Origin of the sequence: Kribbella sp. NPDC056951 (assembly GCF_042674205.1) — a bacterium.
Classification (GTDB): Bacteria; Actinomycetota; Actinomycetes; order Propionibacteriales; family Kribbellaceae; genus Kribbella; species Kribbella yunnanensis.
Window position 1 is genome coordinate 365,362 of record NZ_JBHUQZ010000006.1, and the last position, 24,752, is coordinate 390,113.

A 24,752-nucleotide genomic window follows, 5' to 3' on the forward strand; every position below is an offset into this window, starting at 1 on the left:
CGGCTGCTACCCAAGACCTACGAAAGGCACCAACACATGTGCGGAATCGTCGGGTACGTCGGCACCAAGCCGGCCACGCCCATCCTGGTGGACGGCCTGGCCCGGCTGGAGTACCGCGGGTACGACTCGGCAGGTGTCGCCGTACTCGGCACCAGCGAGCTGAAGGTGCACAAGGACGCCGGACGGGTCCGTGAGCTGGAGGCGTCGCTGCCGAAGCGGTTCGGCGGCAAGCTCGGCATCGGCCACACCCGCTGGGCGACCCACGGCGGCCCGAGCAAGGACAACGCGCACCCGCACGCCAGCGGCAACGAGCGGATCGCGGTCGTCCACAACGGTATCTTCGACAACGCCGGTGCGCTCCGCGCCCAGCTCGAGGAGGCCGGCGTCAAGCTGCGCTCCGAGACCGACACCGAGGTCCTCGCGCACCTGATCGAGCAGTCCGACGGCGCCACCCTCGAGGAGAAGGTGATGGCCGCGCTGCGCCGGATCGAGGGCACCTACGGCATCGCCGTGATCGACCTGGACTTCCCGGACCGGATCGTGGTCGCCCGCAACGGCAGCCCGCTGATCCTCGGCATCGGCGACGGCGAGATGCACGTCGCCTCCGACGCGGCCGCACTGATCCGCTACACCCGCCAGGTCGTGTACTTGGACGACGGCGAGATGGCGACCGTGAAGGCCGACGGCTACCGCACCTTCACCCAGGACGCCTCGCCGACCACCAAGACCGCGAAGACGGTCGACTGGGAGGCCGACGAGTACGAGCGCGGTCTGCACGAGCACTTCATGATGAAGGAGATCCACGAGCAGCCGGACGCGGTCGGCCGCGCGCTGCGGGGTCGCCTGGACGAGCGCTTCCACACCGTCCACCTGGGCGGCCTGAACATGGATGCGCGTGAAGCGCGCGAGATCAAGCGGGTCAAGATCCTCGGCTGCGGCTCGGCGTACTACGCCGGTCAGATGGGCGCCCAGTTCATCGAGGAGGTCGCCCGGATCCCCGCCGACGCCGAGCCGGCGTCGGAGTTCCGCTACCGCAACCCGGTGGTCGAGCGCGACACGCTGTACATCGCGGTCAGCCAGTCCGGCGAGACGCTGGACACCCTGGTCGCCGTCCAGGAGCTGAAGCGCAAGGGCGGTCGGGTGATCGGCCTGGTGAACGCGGTCGGTTCCAGCATCGCCCGCGCCGTCGACGGTGGCGTCTACCTGCACGCCGGCCCGGAGGTCTCGGTCGCCTCGACCAAGGCGCTGACCAATATGGCCGTCGCGTTCGCGATGCTCGGCATCCACCTCGGCCGGATCCGCGACGTCTCCCCCGCCGACGGCCGCCGGCTGATCGAGGGCCTGAAGAAGCTCCCCGAGCACATCCAGACGATCGTCGACCAGGAGGAGGAGCTGGCCAAGATCGCCGGCCGGCTCGCCCAGCACGAGAGCCTGTTCTTCGTCGGCCGCACCCGAGGCTACCCGGTCGCCCGCGAGGGTGCGCAGAAGCTCAAGGAGATCTCCTACCGGCACGCCGAGGCGTACCAGACCTCCGAGCTGAAGCACGGCCCGCTCGCGCTGATCTCGCCGGACGTCCCGAGTGTCGCGATCGTCCCGCAGGACGAGCTGCTCGACCGCAACATCGGCGCCCTGCACGAGATCGCCGCCCGCTCCGGCCCCCTGTACGTCGTCACCCACCCGGGCGTCGATGTCCCGGACGGCGTCGCCGCGCAGATCGTGGTCCCGAAGAACGAGCCGGAGCTGGACCCGATCCTGCTCACGATCCCGCTCCAGATCCTCGCGTACTACGCCGCTGTCGCCCTCGGTCACGACGTCGACAAGCCCCGCAACCTGGCGAAGTCCGTCACGGTCGAGTAGTCGTCCCGGACCCACAGGCCATCACAACTGCACTCCCCCCGGCCCCCGTCACGCTCAGCGCGGCGGGGGCCGGCCAATTGTGAGGGGATCCAGGTCCGTGCTACCACTCGTCATACAAGCTAGGCACTTGTACGATGACTCAGGTGACCGATCACATCCGCCATGTCCGGTTGTCCTCAGTCGTGCTGCCGTTGGCGCAGCCCGTCAGCGATGCGAAGGTGCTGACCGGCCGGCAACGGCCGATGACCGAGATCGTGCTGCTGTTCGCCGAGATCAGTACGGCGCAGGAGCAGCACGGGATCGGGTTCTCGTACTCGAAGCGGGCCGGCGGACCGGCGCAGTACGCGCATGCCCGGGAGGTCGCCGGGCAGCTGATCGGCGAGGATCCGTCCGATATCGCCAAGGTGTATGACAAGTTGCTGTGGGCGGGCGCGTCCGTCGGGCGCTCCGGCGTTGCGACTCAGGCGATCGCGGCGATCGACATCGCGTTGTGGGACCTGAAGGCCAAGCGAGCCGGTCTGCCGCTGGCCAAGCTGCTCGGCGCGCACCGGGATTCGGTTCGGGCGTACAACACGTCCGGTGGGTTCCTGCACGCGTCGATCGACGAGGTGCGTGAGCGTGCCGCACAGTCGCTTGCGGATGGGATCGGCGGGATCAAATTGAAGGTCGGCCAGCCCGACAGCCGGATCGACCTCGAGCGGGTGCGGGCGGTCCGTGAGCACCTGGGCGACGCCGTACCGCTGATGGTTGATGCGAACCAGCAGTGGGATCGGCCGACCGCACTGCGGGTCGGGCGCTCGTTGGAGCAGTTCGACCTGGTCTGGATCGAGGAACCACTCGACGCGTACGACGCTGAGGGGCACGCGCAACTGGCGGCCGCACTGGACACCCCGATCGCGACTGGCGAGATGTTGTCGAGTGTCGGTGAGCACGTGCGGCTGATCGAGGCGCGGGCGGCCGACATCATCCAGCCCGACGCACCGCGGATCGGTGGCATCACGTCGTTCCTCAAGCTGGCGACGCTGGCCGATCACGCCGGTCTGCAGCTCGCACCGCACTTCGCGATGGAGATCCACCTGCATCTCGCGGCTGCCTATCCGCGCGAGCCGTGGGTTGAGCACTTCGAGTGGCTGAACCCCTTGTTCAACGAGCGTCTGGAGACTGTCGACGGCCGGATGCTGGTACCGGACCGGCCTGGTCTCGGCTTCACCACCAGCGAGCAGTGCGCGGCTTGGACCGTCGACTCGTGTGAGTTCGGCAGCCGATGAGTGCGCGGCGCGGACTCGCGTACGACGTCGTCGCGGAACTGAAGCGGCGGATCCTGGCCGGTGAGCTGGCGCCTGGCGCGAAGCTGCCGGCGGAGAACGGTCTGGTCGAGGAGTTCGGGGTCAGCCGGACTGTCATTCGCGAGGCTGTCTCACGGCTGCAGGCGGCTGGGCTGGTGGAGACGTTCCAGGGGCGCGGGTCGTTCGTGCTGGAGGTGCCTGGACCGGTTGAGTTGCGCGAGGTCCGCAGTCATCAGGACGTGCTCGAGCTGATGGACTTCCGGATCGGCGTCGAGAGTGAGGCGGCCGGGCTCGCGGCTGTACGGCGTACCGATGTCCAGGTGCTCGGGATCGAACGGGCGCTGGACGGGTTCCGGCGGGTCGGGGATGATCCGGCGCGGTCGGTCGAGGCGGATTTCGCGTTCCATCTTGCGGTGGCGCTTGCCTCGGGCAACCGTTTCTACGGCGAGGCGATCCGGGAGCTCGGGCCGATGATGATCATGCTGCCGCGGACCCGGCTCGATCCGGCGTACGAGATGTCCGACCCGGACCATCTGACCCGGGTGATTCACGAGCACGAGAACATCCACTCCGCGATCGTGCACGGGGACGGCGAGGCAGCACGCGCCGCGATGCGCGTGCACCTCGCGAACACCCGCCACCGGCTGGGCGCCTAGGAAGCGGGCGGTGGCGCCTGCTCTACCACCGATGATGGTTTGGGGTGAAGGTCGGGTCGATCGTTCGCATGTACGTCGTGTCGTCGCGGCGGCGGATCCCGGCCGCGAGGTACTGCTCGTGCAGGCGACCTAGCTCGTCGGTGTCGAGTTCGATCCCTAGTCCGGGGCCGGTCGGTACTCGCACACTGCCGTCCGCGAACGAGAGCACTCCCGGCTTGATCAGGTCCTCGGTCTTCCAGGGGTAGTGCGTGTCGCAGGCGTAGGTAAGGTTCGGGGTTGCGGCCGCTAGGTGGGTCATCGCGGCGAGGCTGATTCCGAGATGTGAGTTGGAGTGCATCGACAAGCCCATGCCGAAGGTGTCGCAGATCCCGCCGAGCAGTTGCGACCGTCGCAGTCCACCCCAGTAGTGGTGATCGGACAGGACGACCTGGACCGCGTCTGCCAGGACTGACGGTTTGAGGTGGGCGAAGGCGATCACGCACATGTTGGTCGCCAGCGGGATGTCGGTTTGTGCCGCTACCGCGGCCATGCCGTCGATACCGGGTGTCGGATCTTCTAGGTACTCGATGACACCGGTCAACTGTTGAGCAACCTTGATCGAGGTGTCGACCGTCCAGGCGCAGTTCGGGTCGATCCGCAGTTTGTGGTCGGGGAAGGCGGCGGCCAGTGCGTGGACCGCCTCGATCTCTTGATCGGGGGGAAACACTCCACCCTTGAGCTTGATCGCTGTGAATCCATACTGATCAATCATTGATCGGGCTTGATCAACGATTCCCGCTGGATCAAGAGCGGCACCCCACGAGTCCTCCGCGGCGCCGGGATGCCCGGCCCACTTGTAGAACAGGTAGGCGCTGAAGGGCACCTCGTCCCGCACGGCACCGCCGAGCAGGTCGACGACCGGCCGACCGAGTTCCTTGCCCTGCAGGTCGAGCAGCGCGACCTCGAACGGTGACAGTACGACGTCGACCGGGTCCTGCAGGTTGAGCATCCCACCGACTTCGGCGCCGCTGTCCTTGGCCAGGACCGCTGCGACCCGCTGCCGCAGGCCGTTCACGTCAAAGGTGTCCAGCCCGGGCAGGACCGCGGCCACCGCCTCGAGCCGGGCCAGGTGAGTGTCGTCCGCATAGGTCTCGCCGAGTCCGTGGTTGCCGTCGTCGGTCCAGACCTGCACGATCGTCCGCAGCGCGAACGGCTGATGGACGCCGGAGACGTTCAGCAGCGGCGGGTCCGCGAAGGCGACCGGGGTCAGTTCGATCCTAGAAATCCTGCTCACACAGGGTCCTTATCTCTCGAAGAGTCTTGAGAACGTCGGATCAGCAATCGGACGGCCGGTAGCGCGAGCACGACGATCAGGACAGCCAGCACCGTGCCGGAGATCGGCCGGGTGAAGAAGCCGGCCGGGTTCCCGCCGAAGATCAGCAGCGACTGCCGCACGGCGGTCTCCATCACGCTCCCGAGTACGAACGCCAGCACCAGCGGACCAGGTTCGAAGCCGAACTTCTTCATCAGGTAGCCGAGCACCCCGAAGACGATCACCAGGAAGATGTCGAAGACCTGGTTGTTCACGGTGTAGACACCCAGCAGTGTGATCAGCACCGTTATCGGCGCGAGGATCGCCGGCCGGACCCGGAGGATCTTCACGAACAGACCGACCATCGGGATGCTCATGATCAGCAGCAGGATGTTGCCGATGTACATCGAGTTGACCACGCCCCAGAACAGGTCCGGGTGTTCCGACACCAGTTGCGGACCCGGCGGGATGCCCTGGATCAGCAGCGCGCCGAACATCAGCGCCATCGTCGCGTTGGCCGGGATGCCGAGGGTGAGCAGCGGGATGAACGACGAGGTCGCGGCCGCGTTGTTCGCCGTCTCCGGTGCCGCGACACCTTCGATCGCACCCTTCCCGAAACGCTCGGGATTCTTGGCCCGACGCTTCTCGACCGCGTAGGCGACCAGCGAGGAGAGTGTCGCACCGCCGCCTGGCAGCACGCCGAGGATGAACCCGATCACCGAGCCGCGACCGATCGCACCGCTGGATTGGCGGAGATCGGCGCGGGACGGCCAGACGTTCGTGACCTTCGCCGGCTCCTGCAGCGCGCGGTGCCGTTCCTCCAGGTTGTGCAGGATCTCGCCGAGGCCGAACAGACCCATCGCGATCGGGACGAAGTCGATGCCGTCGGCAAGGTTCAGGGTGTCGAAGGTGAACCGGCTCGCACCGGTGAAGGTGTCCCTCCCGACCGTTGCCAGCAGCAACCCGAGTCCGGCGGCGATCACCGCCTTGGTCCGGCCGCCGTTACCGACGGTCGCGACCAGGAGTACGCCGAACAGCGACAGCGCTGCGTACTCGGGTGGGCCGAAGTCGAGCGCGACCTCGGCTACGACCGGGGCCAACAGCGTGAGCCCGATGATCGACACCGTGCCGCCGATGAACGACCCGATCGCCGCGACACCGAGCGCCGTACCGGCTTTCCCTTGTTTGGCTAGCGCGAAGCCGTCGAACACGGTGACCACCGACGACGCCTCGCCCGGGAGGCGGAGCAGGACGGACGTGATCGTGCCGCCGTACTGGGCGCCGTAGAAGATGCCGGCCAGCAGGATGATCGCGGAGACCGGTTCGGCGCCGTACGTGACCGGTAGCAGGATCGCGATCGTTGCCGCTGGCCCCAGTCCGGGCAGGACGCCGATCAGCATCCCGATCACGACGCCGATCAAGCAGTACAACAAGTTGGTGGGTTCGAGGACGACGCCGAAGCCGTCGATCACGGGGTTGAAGAGGTCCATCAGATCAACCGCGGCAACGGGATCTCGAGCAGTACGACGAACAACACGTAGAACGCGGCCACCGTGCCGACGCTGACAGCCGCCGACGACACCCAGGACTCCTTACCCAGGAAGCGCATCCAGCCGAACACCAGCAGGACCGACGGAATCTCGAAACCGATCACTGGCAGCAGCACCGCGAACAGCACCAGGCTTGCCACCGAGACGGCGGTCAGCACACTCGCGCCGGTGAACCGTTCGGTGTCCGTCCCGTGCCGCCCGGTCAGCGCGAGTACCACCGACAGCACGGTGATCAGGACGCTGACCGCGAACGGCCACAACCCGGGACCAGGCGCGGTCAGCTTGCCCAGACCGAGGGCGAGGGACCCGAGCAGCCCGAAGACGCCGATCGCCGCCGTCACGACCGCCGCACCCAGCTGGGACCGCGGGCCCGCAGCTGGTGGACGGTCCTCGACGAGTTCGCTCACTTCTTCGCGCCGAGCGAGATCTGGAACTGGTCGAGCTGTGCCTTGTACTTCGTCGCGTACTCGTCGAGGATCTTGCGGACCTCGTCCGGCGAACCCTCGATCGGCGTCAGGCAGTGGTTGTCGTTGAACTGCTTGTACGACTCGGTTGCGAAGGTCTTCTTCGCCGCCTCACCGAGCTTGGTCTTGACCGCGTCCGGCGTCCCCTTCGGCGCGGTCAGGAACCGGTACTGCGACACGACCACGTCGTATCCCTGTTCCTTGGCCGTCGGGACGTCGGGCAGGAACTTGATCCGCTCGGCCGAGAACACCGCGAGCGGCACGACCTTCTTCGCCTTGATCTGCGCGATGCTGTCGCCGACCTGGATGGTCGCGACATCGACCTGGCTGCCGAGCAACGCGGTCAGCGCGGGCGCACCACCATCGAACGGTACGTCGGTCGCCGGGATGCCGGCCTGTTTGAACGTCAGCGCGGCCGCGAGCTGCGCGCCGGTCCCGACCCCAGTGGTGCCGTACTTGATGTTCTTGCCGGACTTCTTCAGGTCGTCGATCGACTTGGCGGCCGACGCGACCGGGGCGAGCAGGACGTAGTCGTCCTGGGAGATGCCGCCGATCAGGTCGAAGTCGTCGAGTTTCACGGCCTCGTTGGCGGAGACCGCCAGCGGGGTGATCGTGAACAGCGACGCGTTCTGGACCGCGATCTTGTAGCCGTCGGGTTTGGCCGACTGCAGTTCCTTGGCGTTCAGGGCGCCGTTCGCACCGGGTTTGTTCACCACCGGCACCGAGACACCCAGCTCCTTGCCGAGACCCTCGGCGATCGCGCGGGTGATCAGGTCGGTGCTGCCACCAGGCGCGGCACCGACACTCATCTGGATGTTGCCGGTCGGGTAATCGCCGTCACCGCCGGTCGACGTCGTCTTCACGCCTCCACAACCCGCGACGAGCGCAACCGTCGCTCCGGCTGCCACGACATGGCTGAGCCTCATCAAAGATCCTCCTCTGGTTCGGCCCCGTTTGCGTGAGCGTAGGGAGACCCGTCGATGCCTGTCCAAGGTTGTTTATGCATCGAGTGATACCTTTCGGGAATCATGTTCTCGCTGGACCAGCTGACCGCGTTCGTGGCGGTCGCCGAGGAACTGCACTTCGGCCGGGCGGCCGAGCGACTCAACATGACCCAGCCGCCGCTGAGCCGGCAGGTGCAGAAGCTGGAGCGCGCGGTCGGGGTCCGGCTGTTCGAGCGGGACAACCGCCGCGTCGTCCTGACCGAGGCCGGGCAGGCGTTCCTGGGCGAGGCCCTGCGAATGCTGGCGCTCGTCGAGACTGCGGGTGATCTCGCTCGCCGCGTCGACCAGGGAGCAGCCGGGACGCTGCGGCTCGGCTTCACCGCGGTGTCGGCGATCCGGACGCTCGGCCCGTTCCTGCGCCGGGTGTCCGACGAACTGCCTGAGGTGGACGTGATCCTGCATGAGCGGGTCACGTCGGCTCAGATCGACGGGCTGCTGCACGGCGAACTCGACCTCGCGCTCGGAAGGCCGCCGTACGACCCGCACCTTCTCGACTCACTGGTGGTGGCTCGGGAGCCACTGTGCGCTGCCCTGCCTGCAGAGCACCCGTTGACCGCGCTTGAGCGCCCACTCACCGCGGCTGACTTCGCTGCGGAAGAGGTGATCAGTTATGACCCCGTTCGCGCCGGCTACTTCCATGAGCTCACCATTCGGTTCCTGGCCGGGTCCCAGCACCGCATCACCCAGCGCGTGCAGCAGGTGCTCACCGTCGTGCTGCTGGTCGCGGCGGGTCGCGGGGTCGCGCTCGTCCCCGAGTCGGCGCGCGATCTCGGCGTACCAGGGGTCGCCTATCAAGAGATCGCGCTGGCCGGTGAACCGGTCGAGCTGCACGCGATCTGGCATCGCGAGTCGGCCAATCCGGTGCTGCGGCGAGTGCGAGCGATGCTCTCAGAGCATCAATAGATCCACAAACAGACTTGGACAGGTATCCACCGACGTTCCTAGGCTGACCGGCGTGACTCCCACCGAACTCGCTGCCCAGCTGAAGACCGGCCTGCTCTCGTTCCCCGTCACGCACTTCCGTGCCGACCTGAGCTTCGACGAGCCGGCCTATCGCGAGCACCTGTCCTGGCTCAGCCAGTACGACGTCGCCGGGCTCTTCGCGGCGGGTGGAACCGGGGAAGGGTTCTCGCTGACCCCGGTCGAGATCGACACCGTCGTTCGTGCGGCCGTCTCCGAGGTCGCCGGGCGCGTGCCGGTGATCGCACCGGCCACCGGCGGGACCGCGACCGCGATCGCCCAGGCGCAGGCCGCCGAGGCCGCGGGTGCGGACGGATTGTTGCTACTGCCTCCCTATCTCACCGAGGCCGGTCAGCGCGGGCTCGTCGAGCACGTGTCGGCCGTGTGCCGCAGTACGAGTCTCGGCGTCACCGTCTACAGCCGCGCGAACGCGATCCTCAACGATGTCTCGGTCGCGGAGCTTGCCGACCGCAACGACAATCTGGTCTGCCTGAAGGACGGGGTCGGCAACGTCGAGATGATGACGCGGACCTACGCCCGCGTCGGCGATCGGCTGACCTACATCGGTGGACTGCCGACTGCGGAGACGTTCGCGCTGCCGTTGCTGCAGCTGGGCGTCAGCACGTATTCGTCCGCGATCTTCAACTTCGTACCGGAGTTCGCGCTCGGCTTCTACGCCGATGTGCTCGCGCAGGATCGGGATGCGGTCTACCGCAAGCTGAACGACTTCGTCATCCCGTACCTCGACATTCGCGATCGCACGAAGGGGTACGCCGTCTCGATCGTGAAGGCCGGCGTGAAGGCGATCGGCCGCCCGGCCGGCCCGGTGCGACCGCCACTGCAGGACCTGACCGAGGACGAGCTGACCCAGCTCACCGCGTTGATCGGCCGCGTGAAATGACGCCACGGGTGGTGTCGGTCGAGGTCGTTCCGGTGGCCGGGTACGACAGCATGCTGCTCAATCTGAGTGGTGCCCACGGGCCGTTCTTCACTCGCAACGTGGTGATCGTGACCGACAGCTCGGGGAACACCGGGCTCGGCGAGGTGCCGGGTGGCGCCAAGATTGCGGGCACGATCACGGAGGCCGCGGAGTTGCTGGTCGGGCAGGAGATCGCGCGGTACCGCCAACTACTGCGCTCGGTCGCGACGTCGTTCGCGGATCGGGATGCGGGTGGTCGCGGGTTGCAGACATTCGATCTCCGTACGACGGTGCATGCGGTGACCGGGCTCGAGTCGGCACTCCTCGACTTGTTCGGACAGCATCTCGGCGTACCGGTGGCTGAGCTTCTGGGCGACGGTCAGCAGCGGGACGCCATACCGGTGCTTGGTTATCTGTTCTATGTCGGCGATCCGGGGCAGACCGATCTGCCTTACCTGCATGATGCCGGCGACGATCGTTGGTCGCAGTTGCGGCGGCAGCCTGCGTTGACGCCTGAGGCTGTGGTGGCGTTGGCTGAAGCGGCGCAGGAGCGCTACGGATTCGCGGACTTCAAGTTGAAGGGCGGGGTGTTCGAGGGCGCGGTCGAGCTCGAGGCGATCCGTGCACTTGGCAACAGGTTCCCGCAGGCGCGGATCACGATCGATCCGAACGGCGCGTGGCCGGTTCGCGAGGCCGTTGCCTTGTGCAACGGGTTGGACGACGTGCTCGCGTACGTCGAGGATCCGTGTGGTGCCGAACCTGGGTTCTCCGGCCGCGAGACGATGGCCGAGTTCCGCCGTACGACGGGATTGCGCACAGCCACGAACATGATCGCGACCGACTGGCGTGAGCTGGCCCAGGCGGTACGAACCGACGCCGTGGACATCCCGCTGGCGGATCCGCACTTCTGGACGATGGCCGGTTCGGTGCGCGTTGCCCAGCTCTGCAACGACTTCGGGCTCACCTGGGGTTCGCACTCGAACAACCACTTCGACATCTCGCTGGCGATGTTCACCCAGGTCGGAGCGGCGGCTCCGGGCGAGATCACCGCGCTCGACACGCACTGGATCTGGCAGGACGGTCAGGCGCTCACGAAGGAGCCGCTGCAGATCGTCGACGGCACAATCGCCGTACCGACGCGGCCTGGGCTTGGCGTCGATCTCGACCGTGATGCGCTCGCCGCGGCTCACGCTCTCTACCTCGAACATGGACTCGGTGCGCGCGACGATTCGGTGGCCATGCAGTATGTGATGAAGGACTGGGCATTCGATCCGAAGCGCCCCTGTCTGGTGCGCTGATGTTCATCTCTCGTTGATCGAGGAGTCTGGAATGCGTTGGCAGAAGCCGCTCGCCACAGCTGTTGTTCTGACCACTCTCACCACGCCACTCACCGCCACCGCTGCTGATCACCGCGCCGGTGGAGCTTGCTCGCCGGATGCCCGGTTTCTCGGGTTCAGCGACGCACTGAACAAGACGACGTACGACGGGCAGCCCGTCTCCGGGTTGTCCGCGCTCAATGTCACCGGTCCGCACAGCGCGATTGCGCTGGTCGACAACGTGGGGACCACTCCCGCGCGCGTCTTCGACCTGAAGATCAGTAGCAAGCCGACCGTCAGCGTCGACGGGATCACGATCCTCAAGCGCCCGGACGGTACGCCGTACACCGGACAGGACTTCGATGGCGAGGGACTGGTCGTCGAGCGCGGTCAGCGAACCGTCCTCGCGACGTCCGAGCGCGAGCCGTCGATCCGGCGGTTCCGGCTGTCCGATGGTCTGCAGATCGGGTCGCTGCCGGTGCCGGCACGGTTCCAGGTGGCGCCGGCCGGTGAGGCGGTCTCGAACGGGACCTTCGAGTCGCTGACCGCGAGCCGGGACGGGCGGTCGGTGTTCGCGGGCATGGAGGAGCCGCTCGGACCTGACGGTCGGGATGCCGATGGGCGCGGCCGGAACCGGATCCTGCGGTACGCCGGTTTCTCCGGACATGACTACCGGGTTGCCGCGCAGTACGCGTACCACACCGACCCGGGGCTCTCGCTGGTCGAGCTGGCCTGGGTGAACCCGTCCGAGCTGGTCTCGATGGAGCGGACCTTCGTGGCGGGCGTTGGGAACACCATCCGGGTGTTCACGGTGTCGTTGCGGCACGCAACCGATGTGACGGCGCAGGCCTCGCTCAAGGACGCGCCGGACAAGACGTTCGTGCAGAAGAAGTTGCTGTTCGATCTGGTGAACTGCCCGCCGTCCGGTGCGGTCGCCAAGCAGCCGCAGCCGAATCCGTTGCTGGACAACGTCGAGGCACTCGCGCTCGGTGGTCACCTGCCTGGCGGGCGTCGGCAGTTGTACCTGCTGTCGGACGACAACAACGGCGCAACCCAGATCACCCGCTTCTACTCGTTGGCGGTTGACCTGCACTAAGCGACACTGTGCGTATGCGCGTGATCGTGGTGGGTGCCGGTGTCATCGGACTGACCTGTGCCGTTCGGCTGGCCGAGAACGGTTACGAGGTGGCAGTACTGGCTCGTGACCTGCCGCTGGAGACCACGTCTTCGGTGGCAGGCGCGATCTGGGGTCCCTACCTGGCCGAGCCCGCTGACCGGGTGGCCGCGTGGGCCAAGGCGTCGTACGACGAGTTCACCAAGCTGGCCGATCATGAGCCGTCGGTGCAGTTGCGGCACGGGCGTGAGCTGCTCGAGGAGCGGACTCCGGATCCGGCGTGGGCAGACGTCCTGCCGGATCTGACTCGGGTCGCGTCGCCGCCGACGGGGTTCGCGGACGGGTGGGCGTTCACCGCGCCGGTGATCGAGATGCCGCAGTACTTGCCGTCGTTGGTGAAACGCCTCGAGAACGCCGGTGGCACGTTGACTCGCGCGGCCTTGTCGGGATTGCCCAGCTCGGCCGATCTCGTGGTCAACTGCACCGGTCTCGGCGCCCGGCTGACCGCGGCCGATCCGACCGTGACGCCGGTGCGCGGGCAGGTGCTGACCGTTGCGCAGTGCGGTTTGTCCGAATGGCTGATCGCCGACTCCACCGTCGTGATTCCGCGCTCGAACGATGTGATCGTCGGCGGCACGAGCGAGGCGGGTGACTGGAACCTGGCCGCGGACCCAGCAGTCAGTACGGCGATTCTGGAGCGCGCCGCCGAACTAGTGCCGCAGTTGCGTAAGGCAACGGTTTTGCGGGCGCGGGTCGGACTCCGCCCGGCTCGGCCGTCTGTGCGGTGTGAACTGGTGGGCAAGGTCATCCACTGCTACGGCCACGGCGGTTCCGGCGTCACCCTGTCGTGGGGTTGCGCCGACGAGGTTCTGGCGTTGACGAATGGGCTCTGAGGCAGTGCACTCTGAGCAGGGGATCGTCCTCGACGGCGGCCTGTCGAACGCGCTCGAGGACCGCGGTCACGACCTGTCCGACGCGCTGTGGTCGGCTCGGCTGCTGAGGGACGCCCCGGCGGAGATCGCCGCCGTCCACCGCGCGTACTTCGAGGCCGGTGCGATGGTTGCGACGACCGCCAGTTACCAGGCGAGTGTGCCCGGGTTTACGCAGGCCGGCGTACCGGTCGCGGAGGCCGAACGGCTGATCGCGTCGAGTGTGCGGATCGCTCAGGAGGTTCGCGACGAGTTCGGTGGTGAGCGGCTGGTCGCCGCATCGGTTGGTCCGTACGGCGCGTTCCTTGCCGATGGCTCCGAATATCGCGGTCGGTACGGCGTCAGTGCGTCGGCGCTGCGTGATTTCCACGGGCCGCGGCTGGAGTTGCTGATCGGCGCCGGGCCCGACCTGCTCGCCGTCGAGACGATTCCTGATGTCGACGAGGCCGAGGTACTGGTTCAGTTGTTGCAGGAGCTCGACTTCCCGGCCTGGCTGTCGTACAGCGCGGCCGACGGCCGTACGCGGGCGGGGCAGCCGCTGGCCGATGCGTTCGCGCTCGGTGCCATCGACCAGGTGGTTGCCGTAGGCATCAACTGTTGCGCGCCGGAAGAGGTCGGTCCGGCGATCGCAATGACTGGCAAGCCTGCTGTGGTCTACCCCAACAGCGGGGAGATCTGGGACGCCGACGCCCGCGGTTGGACCGGCTCGTCGGAGACTCTCACCGATCTCGCACCGGGCTGGGCCGCTGCCGGAGCTAAGTACATCGGCGGCTGCTGCCGGGTCGGCCCGAGCGGGATCCGCGCCTTGGCTGCTGCGATTTCAGACGCCTAGGACTTGGCACAGCAGGTCGAGGGCACCTGGGTAGGCGTGGTCGGGCGGGGTGCCGTAGCCGACGATGACGGCTTGGCGGGTGGCTGGGGTCGGGGCGAAGTGGTAGGTGCTCATGCTGGTCAGGCCGAGGCCTTGGCGGGCGGCGCGTTCGACCATCTCGTCGGCATCGCCGGGTACGTCGAGTAGTACGTGCATGCCGGCCGCGATTCCGGCGACCTTGACGTTCGGGGCTCGTTCGGCGAGCAGTTCGACGAGGCGGTCGCGGCGACGGCGGTAGTGCAGGCGCGACCGCCGTACGTGCCGGTCGTAGTGGCCGGAGGCAATGAACTCGGCGAGGACGAGCTGTTCGAGCGTGCCGGTCTGGTAGTCGGCGACACGCTTGACGGCGATCACCGGCTCGAGCAGGTGTTGCGGGAGGACCATCCACGCGAGCCGCACGCCCGGTGCGAGGCTCTTGCTGGCGGTGCCCGTGTAGACGACTCGCTCCGGGTCCAGTGCCTGCAGGGCTCCCACGGCCTGCCGGTCGTAGCGGAACTCGCCGTCGTAGTCGTCCTCGATCACCACCGCTCCGGACTTGGCCGCCCACTCGACCACCGCCGTACGGCGTTCTGGCGAGAGCGGGACGCCGGTCGGCATCTGGTGCGCGGGGGTCAGTAGCGCGGCTTGGCCGGTCAGCTGCGACACGTCGGCGCCGTACTCGTCGAGTGCGAGCGGGACGGGTCGCAAGCCACGCGCCCGGATGACGTCGCGGTGCAGGTCGTAGCCGAACTCCTCGGTGGCGACCGTCGTACCGCCGAGGTTGTGGACTGCTTCGCAGAGCAGGCTGAGGGCCTGGACGTAGCCGGAGCAGATCAGGATGCGTTCCGGATCGGCCCGTACGCCGCGGGCTCGGGCGAGGTAGTCGGCGAGGGTACGGCGAAGTTCGATTCGGCCGCGGGGGTCGCCCATGCCGAACGCCTCGTTCGGGGCAGCCGGCCAGGCCTTGCGGGCCGCGGCTAGCCACTCACCGCGTGGGAAGGTCGAGACGTCGGGTGAGCCGGGGGTCAGGTCGTAGCGGTAGGTCCGGATCGGCGGAAGGGTCGCGATCGGGGTCGGGGCGATGGTGGCGCGGCTGGCGACGACTGTGCCGGAGCCCTGTCTGGCGGTCAGCCAGCCTTCGGCGACGAGTTGGCCGTAGGCGTCGGCGACCGTGTTCCGGGCGATGCCGAGGTCCTTGGCGAGTGAGCGGGACGAGGGCAGCCGGGTCCCGGCCGGGAGCCGTCCGCTGCGGATCGAGGCGTGCAGGGCCTGGACCAGGTCGTTGCGGCCGCGCGAGGCGGCCAGGTCGAGGTGTAGATCAGCGCCGGCGGAATTGGCCCCTGAATCTTCCATGGAAGTGGACCATACACCTGGGCCGATCCACCTCTAGGTTGGAGCCATGAGCACAACGACAACGCGCCGGGTCAAGCTGGCCATGCTGGTCCCCGAGTTCTACCAGGCACTGAACGCACTGGACGAGGTCTCCGCCACCGGCCTCGACGCGAACTTCGCCAACCTGATCCGGACGCACGCCTCCCAGCTGAACGGCTGCGCCTACTGCACCGATATGCACAGCCTCGACTACCTGACCGGCGAAGGCCCGCAGCAGAAGCTGAACCTGCTGCCGGTCTGGCGCGAGTCCCGCAACTTGTTCACCGAGCAGGAGCAGGCCGCACTCGAGTTGACCGAAGCGATCACGCTGGTCAGCGACGGCCATGTACCGGACGCGGTCTACAACCTGGCCGCCGAGCACTTCGACCAGAAGGAACTTGCACAGTTGATCGCATTGATCATCATGATCAATGCGTGGAACAGAGTCGGCATCACCGGCAAGATGGCCCCGGGCCACTACAAGCCATGACCGCCGAGGCGTTCCGGGCCCGGCACCACTCGGGCCCACCACTGATCCTGCCGAACGCGTGGGACCCGGTCAGCGCCCGGATCATCGCCGCCGGCGGCGCACCCGCGATCGCGACCAGCAGTGGCGCGATGGCGCGCGTGCTCGGGTACGACGACGGTCAGCTGACACCGGCTGCGGAGATGCTGACCGCGGTGGCGCGCGTCGTACGGGCTGTTGAGGTACCGGTGACTGCGGATATGGAGGCCGGGTACGGTCTGCCGGCCAAGGAGTTCGCCGAGCGGTTGCTGGAGACCGGTGCGGTCGGCTGCAACCTCGAGGACTCGTTGTCGACTGGGCTGGTGGATCCGGTGGAGTTCGCCGACTACCTCGCCGAGGTGCGCGCGACTGCTGGTGCCGACCTGGTCATCAACGCCCGGGTGGACACGTTCCTGGTAGCGGGTACACCCGCCGACGCCGTCGCGCGTGGACGGATCTATCGGCGGGCCGGTGCGGACTGCATCTACCCGATCTTCGCGCCACTCGACGCACTGCCGTCGCTGGTCAGTGAAATCGGCGGTCCGATCAACGCGCACGCCGGAATCGACGGACCGACGCCGGCCGAGCTGATCGCGGCCGGTGCGCACCGCATCTCCTACGGGACCAGCGTGCACGCGCATCTGATGGACTCGCTGCAGAAGCTCTTACCGAGCCTGCAGTGAAACAGGGCTACATGGTGACCACGGTGAACTCGCACCAGTTCGACCACTCGCCGGGAGACGTGCCGTCGGTGCCTCGGACACGCCAGGCGTAGCTGCTGCCTTCGGTGAAGGCATCGTCGGCGATGGTGGTGCCCAGCCAGGATCCAGAGGCGCCGGGACCTTCGGTCGTGGTGGTGCTGACGGTGCTGCCGACCACTTTCCACTCGAAGGTGCCATACACCTGGGCTCCCAGAGTGTCGCTGATCTGCGCCCGCAACTGCGGAGTCAGGCTGGACATGTACGGCCGGTCCGTGCCGGTGGCGCAGGTGGTGTCAGGCGCGGTCGCCACGGCATCCACCGCGGTCTTGGTCTGATAGGTGACCGTCACCGACGGCGGGTTGGCCGTGGCCTCGCGGGACGCGAATCGCTTCCAGCCCAGGTTGTCGGTCTCGCTCGCCGCGCTGATCCCGATGTTGGTACTGGTCAGCTTGTTCGCCGCCGTGTACTGGAACGCCGCGGTCACCGGGATCGTCACCCAGCCGTCGGCGCAGGCGCTTCCCCAGCCCTTGGTCTGGGTCGAGGTTCCGACCTGCTCGTACTGCGCCGGCCGATTCGTCCAGCGAGCCGTGTTCGACACGGCAGCGACCCGGTACGCCACCCACCCCCTGGCCGTGCAGGAGTACGAGTGATGCCCCCACAGGTTCAGCGTGACGGCCTGGATCTGCTTGTCCCACAGCCATTCCTGGTTGTCGAACCGCAGATATGACTTGGCCTTGTTGGCGCCACTGTCGTTCGTGCCGATCTTCAGCTCGGTCGCGGCGGACTGGTCGGTGCTGTAGCTGGACTGGACAAAAGCGTCGAAGTTCGCGCCCGAGCTCTGCGACGGGTCGATGGTGACCGGGTAGACGGTCTTCGGATCGGTCAGGAACGACGCGTCGGGCGTCAGCAGCAGCGCACCCTTGGCGAGCCCGAGCCCCACCGGCGCTCGCCTGAGGTGTTCACCCGACGCCTGATCGACGGTCGAGTCCCACATCAGCGGAGCCGGTACGTCGCGGCTCTCGCGGCCCGCCGAGATCTTCAGACCGCCCTTTCCGTCGAGCTTCGTGGTCAGACCGTCCGTCTTCCACGGCATCCTGATCTGCTGCAGCTGTACTGCGGCCTGCCGGTTCTTCACCAGCAAGTGCTGCTGGTAGCCGGTCCTGGTCGCTTCGACGACCAGGTCGACACCGGGCTTCACCTCGCGATAGGTGGCTTTGGTCCTGTCGATCTCCGGAGCAGGCAGCGGACCGGACCAACCAAGAGTGGAACGCCTGCCCGGCGTGCCGAGTGCGACCAGGTCGTGATCCCCCTGGCCGGCAGGCCCGGACAGCTTCAGCCCGTACGGATGGGCCTTCGCAGCGACCGAGCCGTCGGCCTGCCGGACCAACGACAGGTCGACGGCGATCCACGCGCCGTACGCATCGCGCATCCGAACCGGACCACCGGCGATGGTCGCCTCGAGCTTGCCCGAGGGCAGCGCGCGGTACTCCGTGGTGTCGGTGGTCAGGCCGGCGATCAGCACCGGCTTGCCGGTCGTTCTGGCGGTGCTGAGAGCAGCCGCCTCGTCGGGACGCTCCAGCGGCCTGACAGCAGGTTGCTCGACCGGTACGGCGGTCGCCGGTTCGTGGAGCAGGCCGGCCACCAGAGCCAGGCCGACGGCCGCGCCGATCCAGCGCGCTCTGGAATCAGGAGACATGCGGATGGCCTTTCTGGGCGGAACCCCGGGCGGCCCGTCAGCGGGCCGCCCGGGGTCGGATCAGTAGTTCAGTAGTTCAGTGGTCCAGTGGCTCAGCCGTACGTCCCGTGATGCGGGAAGGGGTACTTGGGCCGCCATTCCTTCACCCGCTTCCAGGCGTAGGTACTGACGACGCCGAACGCGCAGCCTTGCGCACCCCAGCGGCCGATCTTGTACGGGAGCTTCCGGAACTTCGCCCAGAAGGACTTCCGCAGCATTGCCCCACCGGCGCCCTTGATACAGGCCTTCACGTACTTGTTCTTGACGACCTTGCGCCAGACCCACCGCACGTACTTGTTGCGCTTGATCTTCTTCTTGAGTTCCTTCAACTTCTTCGCGAGTGCCTTGGCCACACACTTCTTGGTCCAGCACATCCACTTGCCGTCCAGGTCGGTCTTGTCCACCGGATCGGCGCAGGTGTACTCGTACGCGTTGCAGCCGGCCCCCCAGATCGGGTCGGTCTGCAGGAAGCGCCCGGTGGTCGGGTTGTAGAGCCGGACACCCATCAAGACGATCCCGGACGGCGCGTCCGCGGCTCGTTGTTGCGCGCCGAGCCAGCCGTAGCGCTGCTTGCCGACGGCTTCGGAGTCGCCGAGCTGGCCGTACTCGTCGGCCTCGCTGGTGCTGGACAACCCCTCGTCACCACTGTGGATGGTGGCCACGATGTCGCCGGACAGGTCGGAGATCTGCCAATCCGCTACGGCGGAGTCGCTGTCGAGGATCGCGGTCAGGCCGGACAGGCCCGGGATGACCCGGGTGAATCGGGTCGTCCCTTCCTGGGTCCACACCGGTGAATCGTCGTCACCGTCGTAGTGATTGACGTTCGTCACCACCTCGCCGGTCGAGTTGTCGGTCCAGGACCGGATCCGCTCACCGGTGACATCGACGGTGTAGTCCGTCGTGCGACTGCCCTGGGTGACCGTGTCGACCAGGTCGTCCGCGTGGTAGGTGGCCGTCACGTTCCCGGCCGCGGGTGCTCCCGTGTCGATCGCCGGCAGTGTCGTGGTCCGGCCGAGAGCGTCGTACGCGTAGCCGGCGGTGGTGACCCGGTTCGCCGTGTCGTACGTCCAGGTACGCGAAGCCGCCGGGGTCGTCGTCTGGCAACTGCCGTCAGCAGCCGGCCCGTACTCGGAGCTACTTGTCCGGTCCGTCGCAGTGCTGAACTCGTAGGTCCGGGTCACACACTTCTCACCGACGATCTCCTCGACCGAGGTGACCCGGCCCGCCGCGTCCTGGCGGTAGAGCTGACTGGACAGGGTGGACACCCGCCGGGCCGTCTGGCCGGTGGCGGAACCGGTCAGCGACTCACTGAACAACGTGCAGTCGCCGGAGGCACAGCCTGGTTTGCTGTAGGTGATACCGGCCGCTTCGCCGGCCTCGTCGTACCGGGTGTCGACCTTGACCCCGTTGGGCCAGGTCTCACCGACGAGCAGTCCGTCAGCGTTGTAACTACCGGTGTAGGTGCCGGTGTGGCTGTCGGTCACCGAAGTGAGCAGACCGCGATTGTCGTACCCGTGGGTTCGGGTGGCTTTGCCGTCCGAGGTGGTCGCCGCCCGGCCGAGCAGATCGTAGGTAGTGGTGGACAAGTTGCCGTCGGCATCTTTGTAGGAGGTGACCCGGCCGAGGGTGTCGTAGGTGCGGACGATCTCGGCGGTGACCGTGCCGGCGGATACCGACTGGCTCCGCAGCACGTTGCCGGTCAGCGGGTCGTAGACGTTGCGCTGGATCGGAACCGCCGTACCGAGGCCTGCTGCCGCGACGACCTCGACCTCCAGGACGCGGCCGGCCGCGTCGAACCTCGTCGTACTGGTTCGCAGTGTCCCGGCACTGGTCTTCTCGACCAGTACTCGCTGCCGGTTGTACATGTCGTACGTCTGAACCTTGACCGGCAGCTCAGGCCCGGTGGCCGCCTGGCCACCTGGCTGGATCCGGCAGACCAGGTTCGCCCACTCGGGCCGGAGATCGCACTCGCTGTACCCCGATCCGGAGGTGGCCCGGTAGTAGATCAACTTCTGCGTGGCCGGGGTGTTGGTGGTCGTACCGCCCGCGACCTGGGTCGTCGAGGTGTCGAGACCGGTGACCGCGTCCACGGTGTTACGGACCGTCCGGTTCAGCCCTCCCGGGTCGGTGGTCGTCACCGTGGGCGTGCGCAGGGTCCAGTTGTACCCAGTGGTCGTGACCCGGCGGTCTGCCTCGACCGCGGTACCGCCCGCGCCCCAGAGCCGAACCACCGACTCGGCGGTAGTGATCAGATTGAACGGACCGCCAGTGGCCGGCGCGCCCTGGTCGTAGGTGTTGCGAATCAGGTGCTTGCCCCGGACCGTGGCGCCGGTGCTGAGGCGGACCTCTACCTCAGGCCCCAGCGTGGTCTCGAGCCGTTCTCCGTCCAGCGAGTAGTTGTTCACCATGGAGTAGGTCTGCGCCAGGGTCTGCTCCGCGGCGTCGTTGTCCGACTGCGACTGGTTCAGTGCCCGATTGCGGTTCTCCGCGGTCAGTGCGCGAACGGTGTTACCGAAACCGTCGAACCAACTTGTGGTGATGTTGCCGCCCGGTGACGCCGTGTTGACCTCCCGGCCGCTGGCATCGAGGTAGCTGACGGTCGCCCGCTCCCAACTCGACGGCAGCGCACCGGTTGCCGGGTTGCCGCTGGGCACCTGGTCGGCCGGGAAGACAGCCGCGGCGTCAGTGGGCGCTTCTGACTGCCCCCACCGCTTGGTCTGCCCGGGAGACATGTCGTACGGCGCGCCTGCTCCGGACAGGGGCACCTTGTAGACAACAGTTTCGACAGCGGTGCCCGCGGTCAGGGCAGAGCGGGACACCTTGGCGATCCGGCCGATGGCGGGGTCGTTCGGCAGTGTCGTGTAGCTCAACTGCCAAGGCTCCTGCCCGGCCGTTCTGACAGTCGAGAGAACACCGTCGGCCTGGTAGCTGTAGGTGTCGCCGACGTGGGTGGTGCCGGAGTCCAGCCGCGGGTCCCAGGCCGAACGCAGCCGGCCCGCGTTGTCGTAGCTGTACCGCGCGACCACCACTGTCCGCAGAGCCGGCGTCGCGAGGTCCGGATCCCAAGCGGTGAAGGAGATCTCCTTGACCCGCCCGAGATAGTCACCCCAGGTCGCCTCGGTGGTGCCGGTGGCTGTGGTCGCGGTGGCGTAGGTGAAGTTCAGTGCCCGGCAGCCGCGTGCCATCGTCGCGCAACTGACCCCGTCCGGAACCGGAGCCAGCATGCGGGTCGGCCGCACCACCTCGGCACCGCCGATCGTCACCTTCTCCCAGTTGTAGGTGGTGATCTGGTTGCTGCCCGGCAGCGTGGTCGCCGTCGGGTAGTACTGGCCCGCAGCTGTCCCAGTGACCCGGCCGAACGTCACGATCGAGCCCTGCTCGTCCGTGAGCTTGTACGAGTCGGTCGCACTCGCATAGGTCAGCTTCAGGCTCGCCTGACCCACCTCGGGGTCGAAGTTGACACCGTCGCGAGCGGTGAATCCGACGGTGTCGCCCTCGGGTGTTCCGACCTGGATCAGGGTTCCGAACACATCGAGAGACGTGTACGGCGTCTGGGCCTCGTCCACGACGGCCCCGGAGATCCAGCCCGGGCCGAACATGCCCGAGTCGTCGGTCTTGGCCGACTGCCGGCTGTTGTAGGTCCGGCTGACCGTCAGGTCGCTGCCGTAGGAGTCGACCGACACATCGGTCTCGGACATCGAGAGGTTGCCCGTCAGCAGGTTGACCTCACCGGGGCCGATCTCTTCGGTCGCTGCCGTCGCGAGGTTGCGGTCGAAGGTGAGCTTCACCGCGCCCGACGACGCAGCAGTTCCACCGGTGAAGTTGCCCCGGATCTGGACCGGTCCGTCCCGCGGGATCGACTGGGTGTCGACCGCGGCCAACGTGGCCTCCAGGTTCCAGTTCAGCTTCGGGAACTGGCCGCTGCCACTGGTCGCCAGCGGCCAGGTCACGGCACCGCCACCGGCGGCGACCTGAACGTGAGCGGCCGGGATCGTCACCCAGGCGTCCGTATCACCGCGACGCCACTGGTAGGTGACACCGGTGGCCGTGGTCCGGCCCGCGCCGACAATCGATGTCTTGGCCGCGCTGACGTCACCGTTCTTCGGTGAGATCACCGCTCCACCACCGACAGCGAACTCGTACGCCGTCAGCGGCGAACGGTTGCCGGCCCTGTCCCTGGTCCGGACCCACAACGTGTGCGGTCCGTCCGCGGTCGGAGTGATGCTGATGCTGGTGGTCGCCCCCGGGGTGGCGGCGTTGACCACCTCGTCCGGCGGGTTGGTGTCGACGCCGTACTCGTAAGCCACCACGTCACCGACGCCCGCGGCGCCGAACGTGAAGGTCCCCGCCGTACCGGCCGCACCTGACCACTGGCCGACCGGGTACGTCGTGGACGAGACAGTCGGTGCACTTGCGGGTGCGATGGTGTCGACGGTGAATTCGCACCAGGCCGACCATGCCCCAGGCGTCGTACCGTCGGTGCCCTGCACTCGCCAGGCGTAGCTGCCGCCCTCGACGAAAGCACCGCTGGGGATGGTGGTGCCCAGCCAGGCGCCGGATGCGCCGGGACCTTCGGTCGCCGTGGTGGTGGCTCCACCAACGGGCTGCCACTCGAAGTTTCCGTACACCGGCGCGCCGAGGCCATCACTGATCTGGGCCCGCAACTGCGGCGTCCGGGTGGAGATGTACGGCCGTGCGGCACCGGTGCCGCACGCCGTCGCAGGCGCGGTCGCCTGGGCGTTCACCGCGGTCTTGGTCTGGTAGGTGACCGTCACCGACGGCGGGTTGGCTGCGGCTTCACGGGAGGCGAACCGCTTCCAGCCGGCGCTCTCGGTCTCGCTCGCCGCCTTGATCCCGATGTTCGTCTTGGTCGCGTGGTTGGTCGCCGTGTGCTGGAACGCGGCAGTGACCGGGATCGTCACCCAGCCGGCCCCGCAGGACGACGAGAAACCCTTCGTCTGGGTCGAGGTACCGACCTTCTCCAGCACAGCCGGCTGCGCGGTCCAACGCGCCGCGCTGGTGACCTCGGCCGTTCGCCATGCCTCCCAGCCCGCCGCCGCGCAGGAGTACGAGTGGGTTTCCCACAGGTTCAGCGTGGCGGCCTGGATCTGCTTGTCCCACAGCCATTCCTGGTTGTCGAACCGCAGAAACGACCTGGCCTTGGTGCTGCCGCTGTCGTAGCTGCCGAGCTTCAGTTCGGTCGCCGCGGACTGGTCGCTGGTGTAGGTGTTCTGCACGAACGCGTCGAAGCTCGCGCCCGAACTCTGCGACGGGTCGATCGTCACCGGATAGACCGTCTTCGGGTCGCTCAGGAAGCCGGCGTCCGGCGTCAGGACCAGCGCGTTCTTGGCCAGGCCCAGCCCCACCTTCGCCGTGCGGGTGTGCTCACCGGAGGCCTCGTCGACGGTCGAGTCCCACATCAGCGGAGCCGGTACGTCGCGGCTTACGGTGCCCGACGAGACCTTCAGACCGCCCTTGCCGTCCAGCTTGGTGGTCAGGCCGTCCGTCTTCCACGGCATCCGGAGTTGCTTGACCTGGGCGACAGCAGCCTTGCTCTTCACCAGCAGGTGCTGCTGGTAGCCGGTCCGGGTCGCCTCGACGACGAGGTCCACGCCGGGCTTCACGTCGCGGTACGTGGCGATATTGCCGGCTAGTTCGGGGGCCGGCAACGGTCCGGCCCAGCCGAGGCTGGAACTCGTGCCGGTCGTTCCCAGGGTGACCAGTTCGTGGTCTCCCTTGCCGGTGGTGGCACCGGCGAGCTTCAGCCCGTACGGGTGAGCTTCGGGAGCGACCGAACCGTCGGCCTGGTGGACCAGCGTCACGTCGACGTCGATCCACTCCCCTTCCTCGTCCCGCATCCGGATCGGACCGGCGGCGACGGTCGCCTCGATCTTGCCCGAGGGCAAGGCGCGGTACTCGGTGGTCTCGGTGGTCTTGCCGGTGATCAGCACCGGCTTGCCAGTTGTCCTGGCAGTGACGATGGCCGCTGCCTCGTCATCACGTTCGAGCGGAAGTTCGGCGGTCACGTCCGTCTGTGCAGCCGGGACGGCCGCGGAATCGTCGGGAGCTTGCAGCACGGCGGCTACGAGCGCCAGACCGAGGGTGACGCCGATCCAGCGCCTGGACTTCAGGCCTGGATAAGGACGGTGGAATCGGGACTTCGGATATCGGTGCATGGGCGGTGACACCTCCTGGGGCGGATTACTCCGCTCCAGCGTGCGGCCCCGCCCCCCGCCCCGGACAG

The 24,752-nt window shown here is 67.5% G+C and carries 18 protein-coding genes; 11 read left to right on the forward strand and 7 right to left on the reverse strand.

What is annotated here, in order from left to right; genetic code table 11:
- Positions 1-36 precede the first annotated feature (36 nt).
- From glmS to ACFTSF_RS25015, 3 genes are all read left to right on the forward strand, one after another.
- Positions 37-1,857, forward strand: a complete 1,821-nt coding sequence (glmS, locus tag ACFTSF_RS25005) for a glutamine--fructose-6-phosphate transaminase (isomerizing) (RefSeq protein ID WP_344154851.1) — start codon at positions 37-39, stop codon at positions 1,855-1,857.
- A 134-nt stretch (positions 1,858-1,991) separates the two neighbouring features.
- Positions 1,992-3,125, forward strand: a complete 1,134-nt coding sequence (locus ACFTSF_RS25010) for a mandelate racemase/muconate lactonizing enzyme family protein (RefSeq protein ID WP_380156029.1) — start codon at positions 1,992-1,994, stop codon at positions 3,123-3,125.
- A complete protein-coding gene (locus tag ACFTSF_RS25015; protein ID WP_380156030.1) occupies positions 3,122-3,799 on the forward strand; it encodes a FadR/GntR family transcriptional regulator in 678 nt (225 codons plus the stop codon). Before ACFTSF_RS25010 ends, ACFTSF_RS25015 begins: the two co-directional genes overlap by 4 nt.
- A gap of 22 nt (positions 3,800-3,821) precedes the next feature.
- Here ACFTSF_RS25015 and ACFTSF_RS25020 read toward each other — a convergent pair whose 3' ends face one another.
- The 4 genes from ACFTSF_RS25020 to ACFTSF_RS25035 are packed head-to-tail and all read right to left on the reverse strand — an operon-like array spanning position 3,822 to position 8,030.
- The gene (locus ACFTSF_RS25020) at positions 3,822-5,072 is read right to left on the reverse strand and encodes a glucarate dehydratase family protein (protein ID WP_380156031.1); all 1,251 of its coding nucleotides are present in this window, start codon (positions 5,070-5,072) and stop codon (positions 3,822-3,824) included.
- Positions 5,069-6,580, reverse strand: a complete 1,512-nt coding sequence (locus tag ACFTSF_RS25025) for a tripartite tricarboxylate transporter permease (RefSeq protein ID WP_380156032.1) — start codon at positions 6,578-6,580, stop codon at positions 5,069-5,071. The genes ACFTSF_RS25020 and ACFTSF_RS25025 overlap by 4 nt, the downstream gene beginning before the upstream one ends.
- The gene (locus ACFTSF_RS25030; protein ID WP_380156033.1) at positions 6,580-7,047 is read right to left on the reverse strand and encodes a tripartite tricarboxylate transporter TctB family protein; all 468 of its coding nucleotides are present in this window, start codon (positions 7,045-7,047) and stop codon (positions 6,580-6,582) included. The genes ACFTSF_RS25025 and ACFTSF_RS25030 overlap by 1 nt, the downstream gene beginning before the upstream one ends.
- Positions 7,044-8,030 (reverse strand): tripartite tricarboxylate transporter substrate binding protein, encoded by a 987-nt coding sequence (locus ACFTSF_RS25035; RefSeq protein WP_380156034.1) that lies wholly within the window; start codon positions 8,028-8,030, stop codon positions 7,044-7,046. The genes ACFTSF_RS25030 and ACFTSF_RS25035 overlap by 4 nt, the downstream gene beginning before the upstream one ends.
- 102 nt (positions 8,031-8,132) lie before the next feature.
- Here ACFTSF_RS25035 and ACFTSF_RS25040 point away from each other — a divergent pair, with 102 nt between their 5' ends.
- Genes ACFTSF_RS25040 through mmuM form a run of 6 tightly spaced genes read left to right on the forward strand, consistent with a single transcriptional unit; the run spans position 8,133 to position 14,178 of the window.
- Positions 8,133-9,011 (forward strand): LysR substrate-binding domain-containing protein, encoded by an 879-nt coding sequence (locus ACFTSF_RS25040; RefSeq protein WP_380156035.1) that lies wholly within the window; start codon positions 8,133-8,135, stop codon positions 9,009-9,011.
- 52 nt (positions 9,012-9,063) lie between these two features.
- The gene (kdgD, locus tag ACFTSF_RS25045; RefSeq protein WP_380156036.1) at positions 9,064-9,969 is read left to right on the forward strand and encodes a 5-dehydro-4-deoxyglucarate dehydratase; all 906 of its coding nucleotides are present in this window, start codon (positions 9,064-9,066) and stop codon (positions 9,967-9,969) included.
- On the forward strand, positions 9,966-11,285 hold the full coding sequence (locus ACFTSF_RS25050; protein WP_380156037.1) for an enolase C-terminal domain-like protein: 1,320 nt from the start codon (positions 9,966-9,968) through the stop codon (positions 11,283-11,285). Before kdgD ends, ACFTSF_RS25050 begins: the two co-directional genes overlap by 4 nt.
- A gap of 31 nt (positions 11,286-11,316) precedes the next feature.
- Positions 11,317-12,399: an esterase-like activity of phytase family protein gene (locus ACFTSF_RS25055; protein ID WP_380156038.1), complete on the forward strand. Its 1,083-nt coding sequence runs from the start codon at positions 11,317-11,319 to the stop codon at positions 12,397-12,399.
- Positions 12,400-12,413: 14 nt separating this feature from the next.
- Positions 12,414-13,310 (forward strand): FAD-dependent oxidoreductase, encoded by an 897-nt coding sequence (locus ACFTSF_RS25060; protein WP_380156039.1) that lies wholly within the window; start codon positions 12,414-12,416, stop codon positions 13,308-13,310.
- Positions 13,300-14,178: a homocysteine S-methyltransferase gene (gene mmuM, locus ACFTSF_RS25065; RefSeq protein ID WP_380156040.1), complete on the forward strand. Its 879-nt coding sequence runs from the start codon at positions 13,300-13,302 to the stop codon at positions 14,176-14,178. Before ACFTSF_RS25060 ends, mmuM begins: the two co-directional genes overlap by 11 nt.
- Here mmuM and ACFTSF_RS25070 read toward each other — a convergent pair.
- Positions 14,167-15,549 carry a PLP-dependent aminotransferase family protein gene (locus ACFTSF_RS25070; protein ID WP_380156041.1) on the reverse strand — a complete coding sequence of 461 codons (1,383 nt, stop codon included), beginning with the start codon at positions 15,547-15,549 and terminating at the stop codon, positions 14,167-14,169. The two genes, mmuM and ACFTSF_RS25070, sit on opposite strands and share 12 nt — an antisense overlap.
- Positions 15,550-15,595: 46 nt before the next feature.
- Between ACFTSF_RS25070 and ACFTSF_RS25075 the strand changes: the two genes are divergently transcribed.
- The gene (locus tag ACFTSF_RS25075; RefSeq protein WP_380156042.1) at positions 15,596-16,057 is read left to right on the forward strand and encodes a carboxymuconolactone decarboxylase family protein; all 462 of its coding nucleotides are present in this window, start codon (positions 15,596-15,598) and stop codon (positions 16,055-16,057) included.
- Entirely contained in the window at positions 16,054-16,755 is a 702-nt protein-coding gene (locus ACFTSF_RS25080; protein WP_380156043.1) for an isocitrate lyase/phosphoenolpyruvate mutase family protein, read from the forward strand. Before ACFTSF_RS25075 ends, ACFTSF_RS25080 begins: the two co-directional genes overlap by 4 nt.
- A 7-nt stretch (positions 16,756-16,762) precedes the next feature.
- Here the strand turns inward: ACFTSF_RS25080 and ACFTSF_RS25085 are convergent, their stop codons facing one another.
- Together ACFTSF_RS25085 and ACFTSF_RS25090 are read right to left on the reverse strand one after the other, a co-directional pair.
- Positions 16,763-18,469 carry a DNRLRE domain-containing protein gene (locus ACFTSF_RS25085; RefSeq protein WP_380156044.1) on the reverse strand — a complete coding sequence of 569 codons (1,707 nt, stop codon included), beginning with the start codon at positions 18,467-18,469 and terminating at the stop codon, positions 16,763-16,765.
- 92 nt (positions 18,470-18,561) lie between these two features.
- Positions 18,562-24,684: a DNRLRE domain-containing protein gene (locus ACFTSF_RS25090; protein WP_380156045.1), complete on the reverse strand. Its 6,123-nt coding sequence runs from the start codon at positions 24,682-24,684 to the stop codon at positions 18,562-18,564.
- Positions 24,685-24,752: the final 68 nt, after the last annotated feature.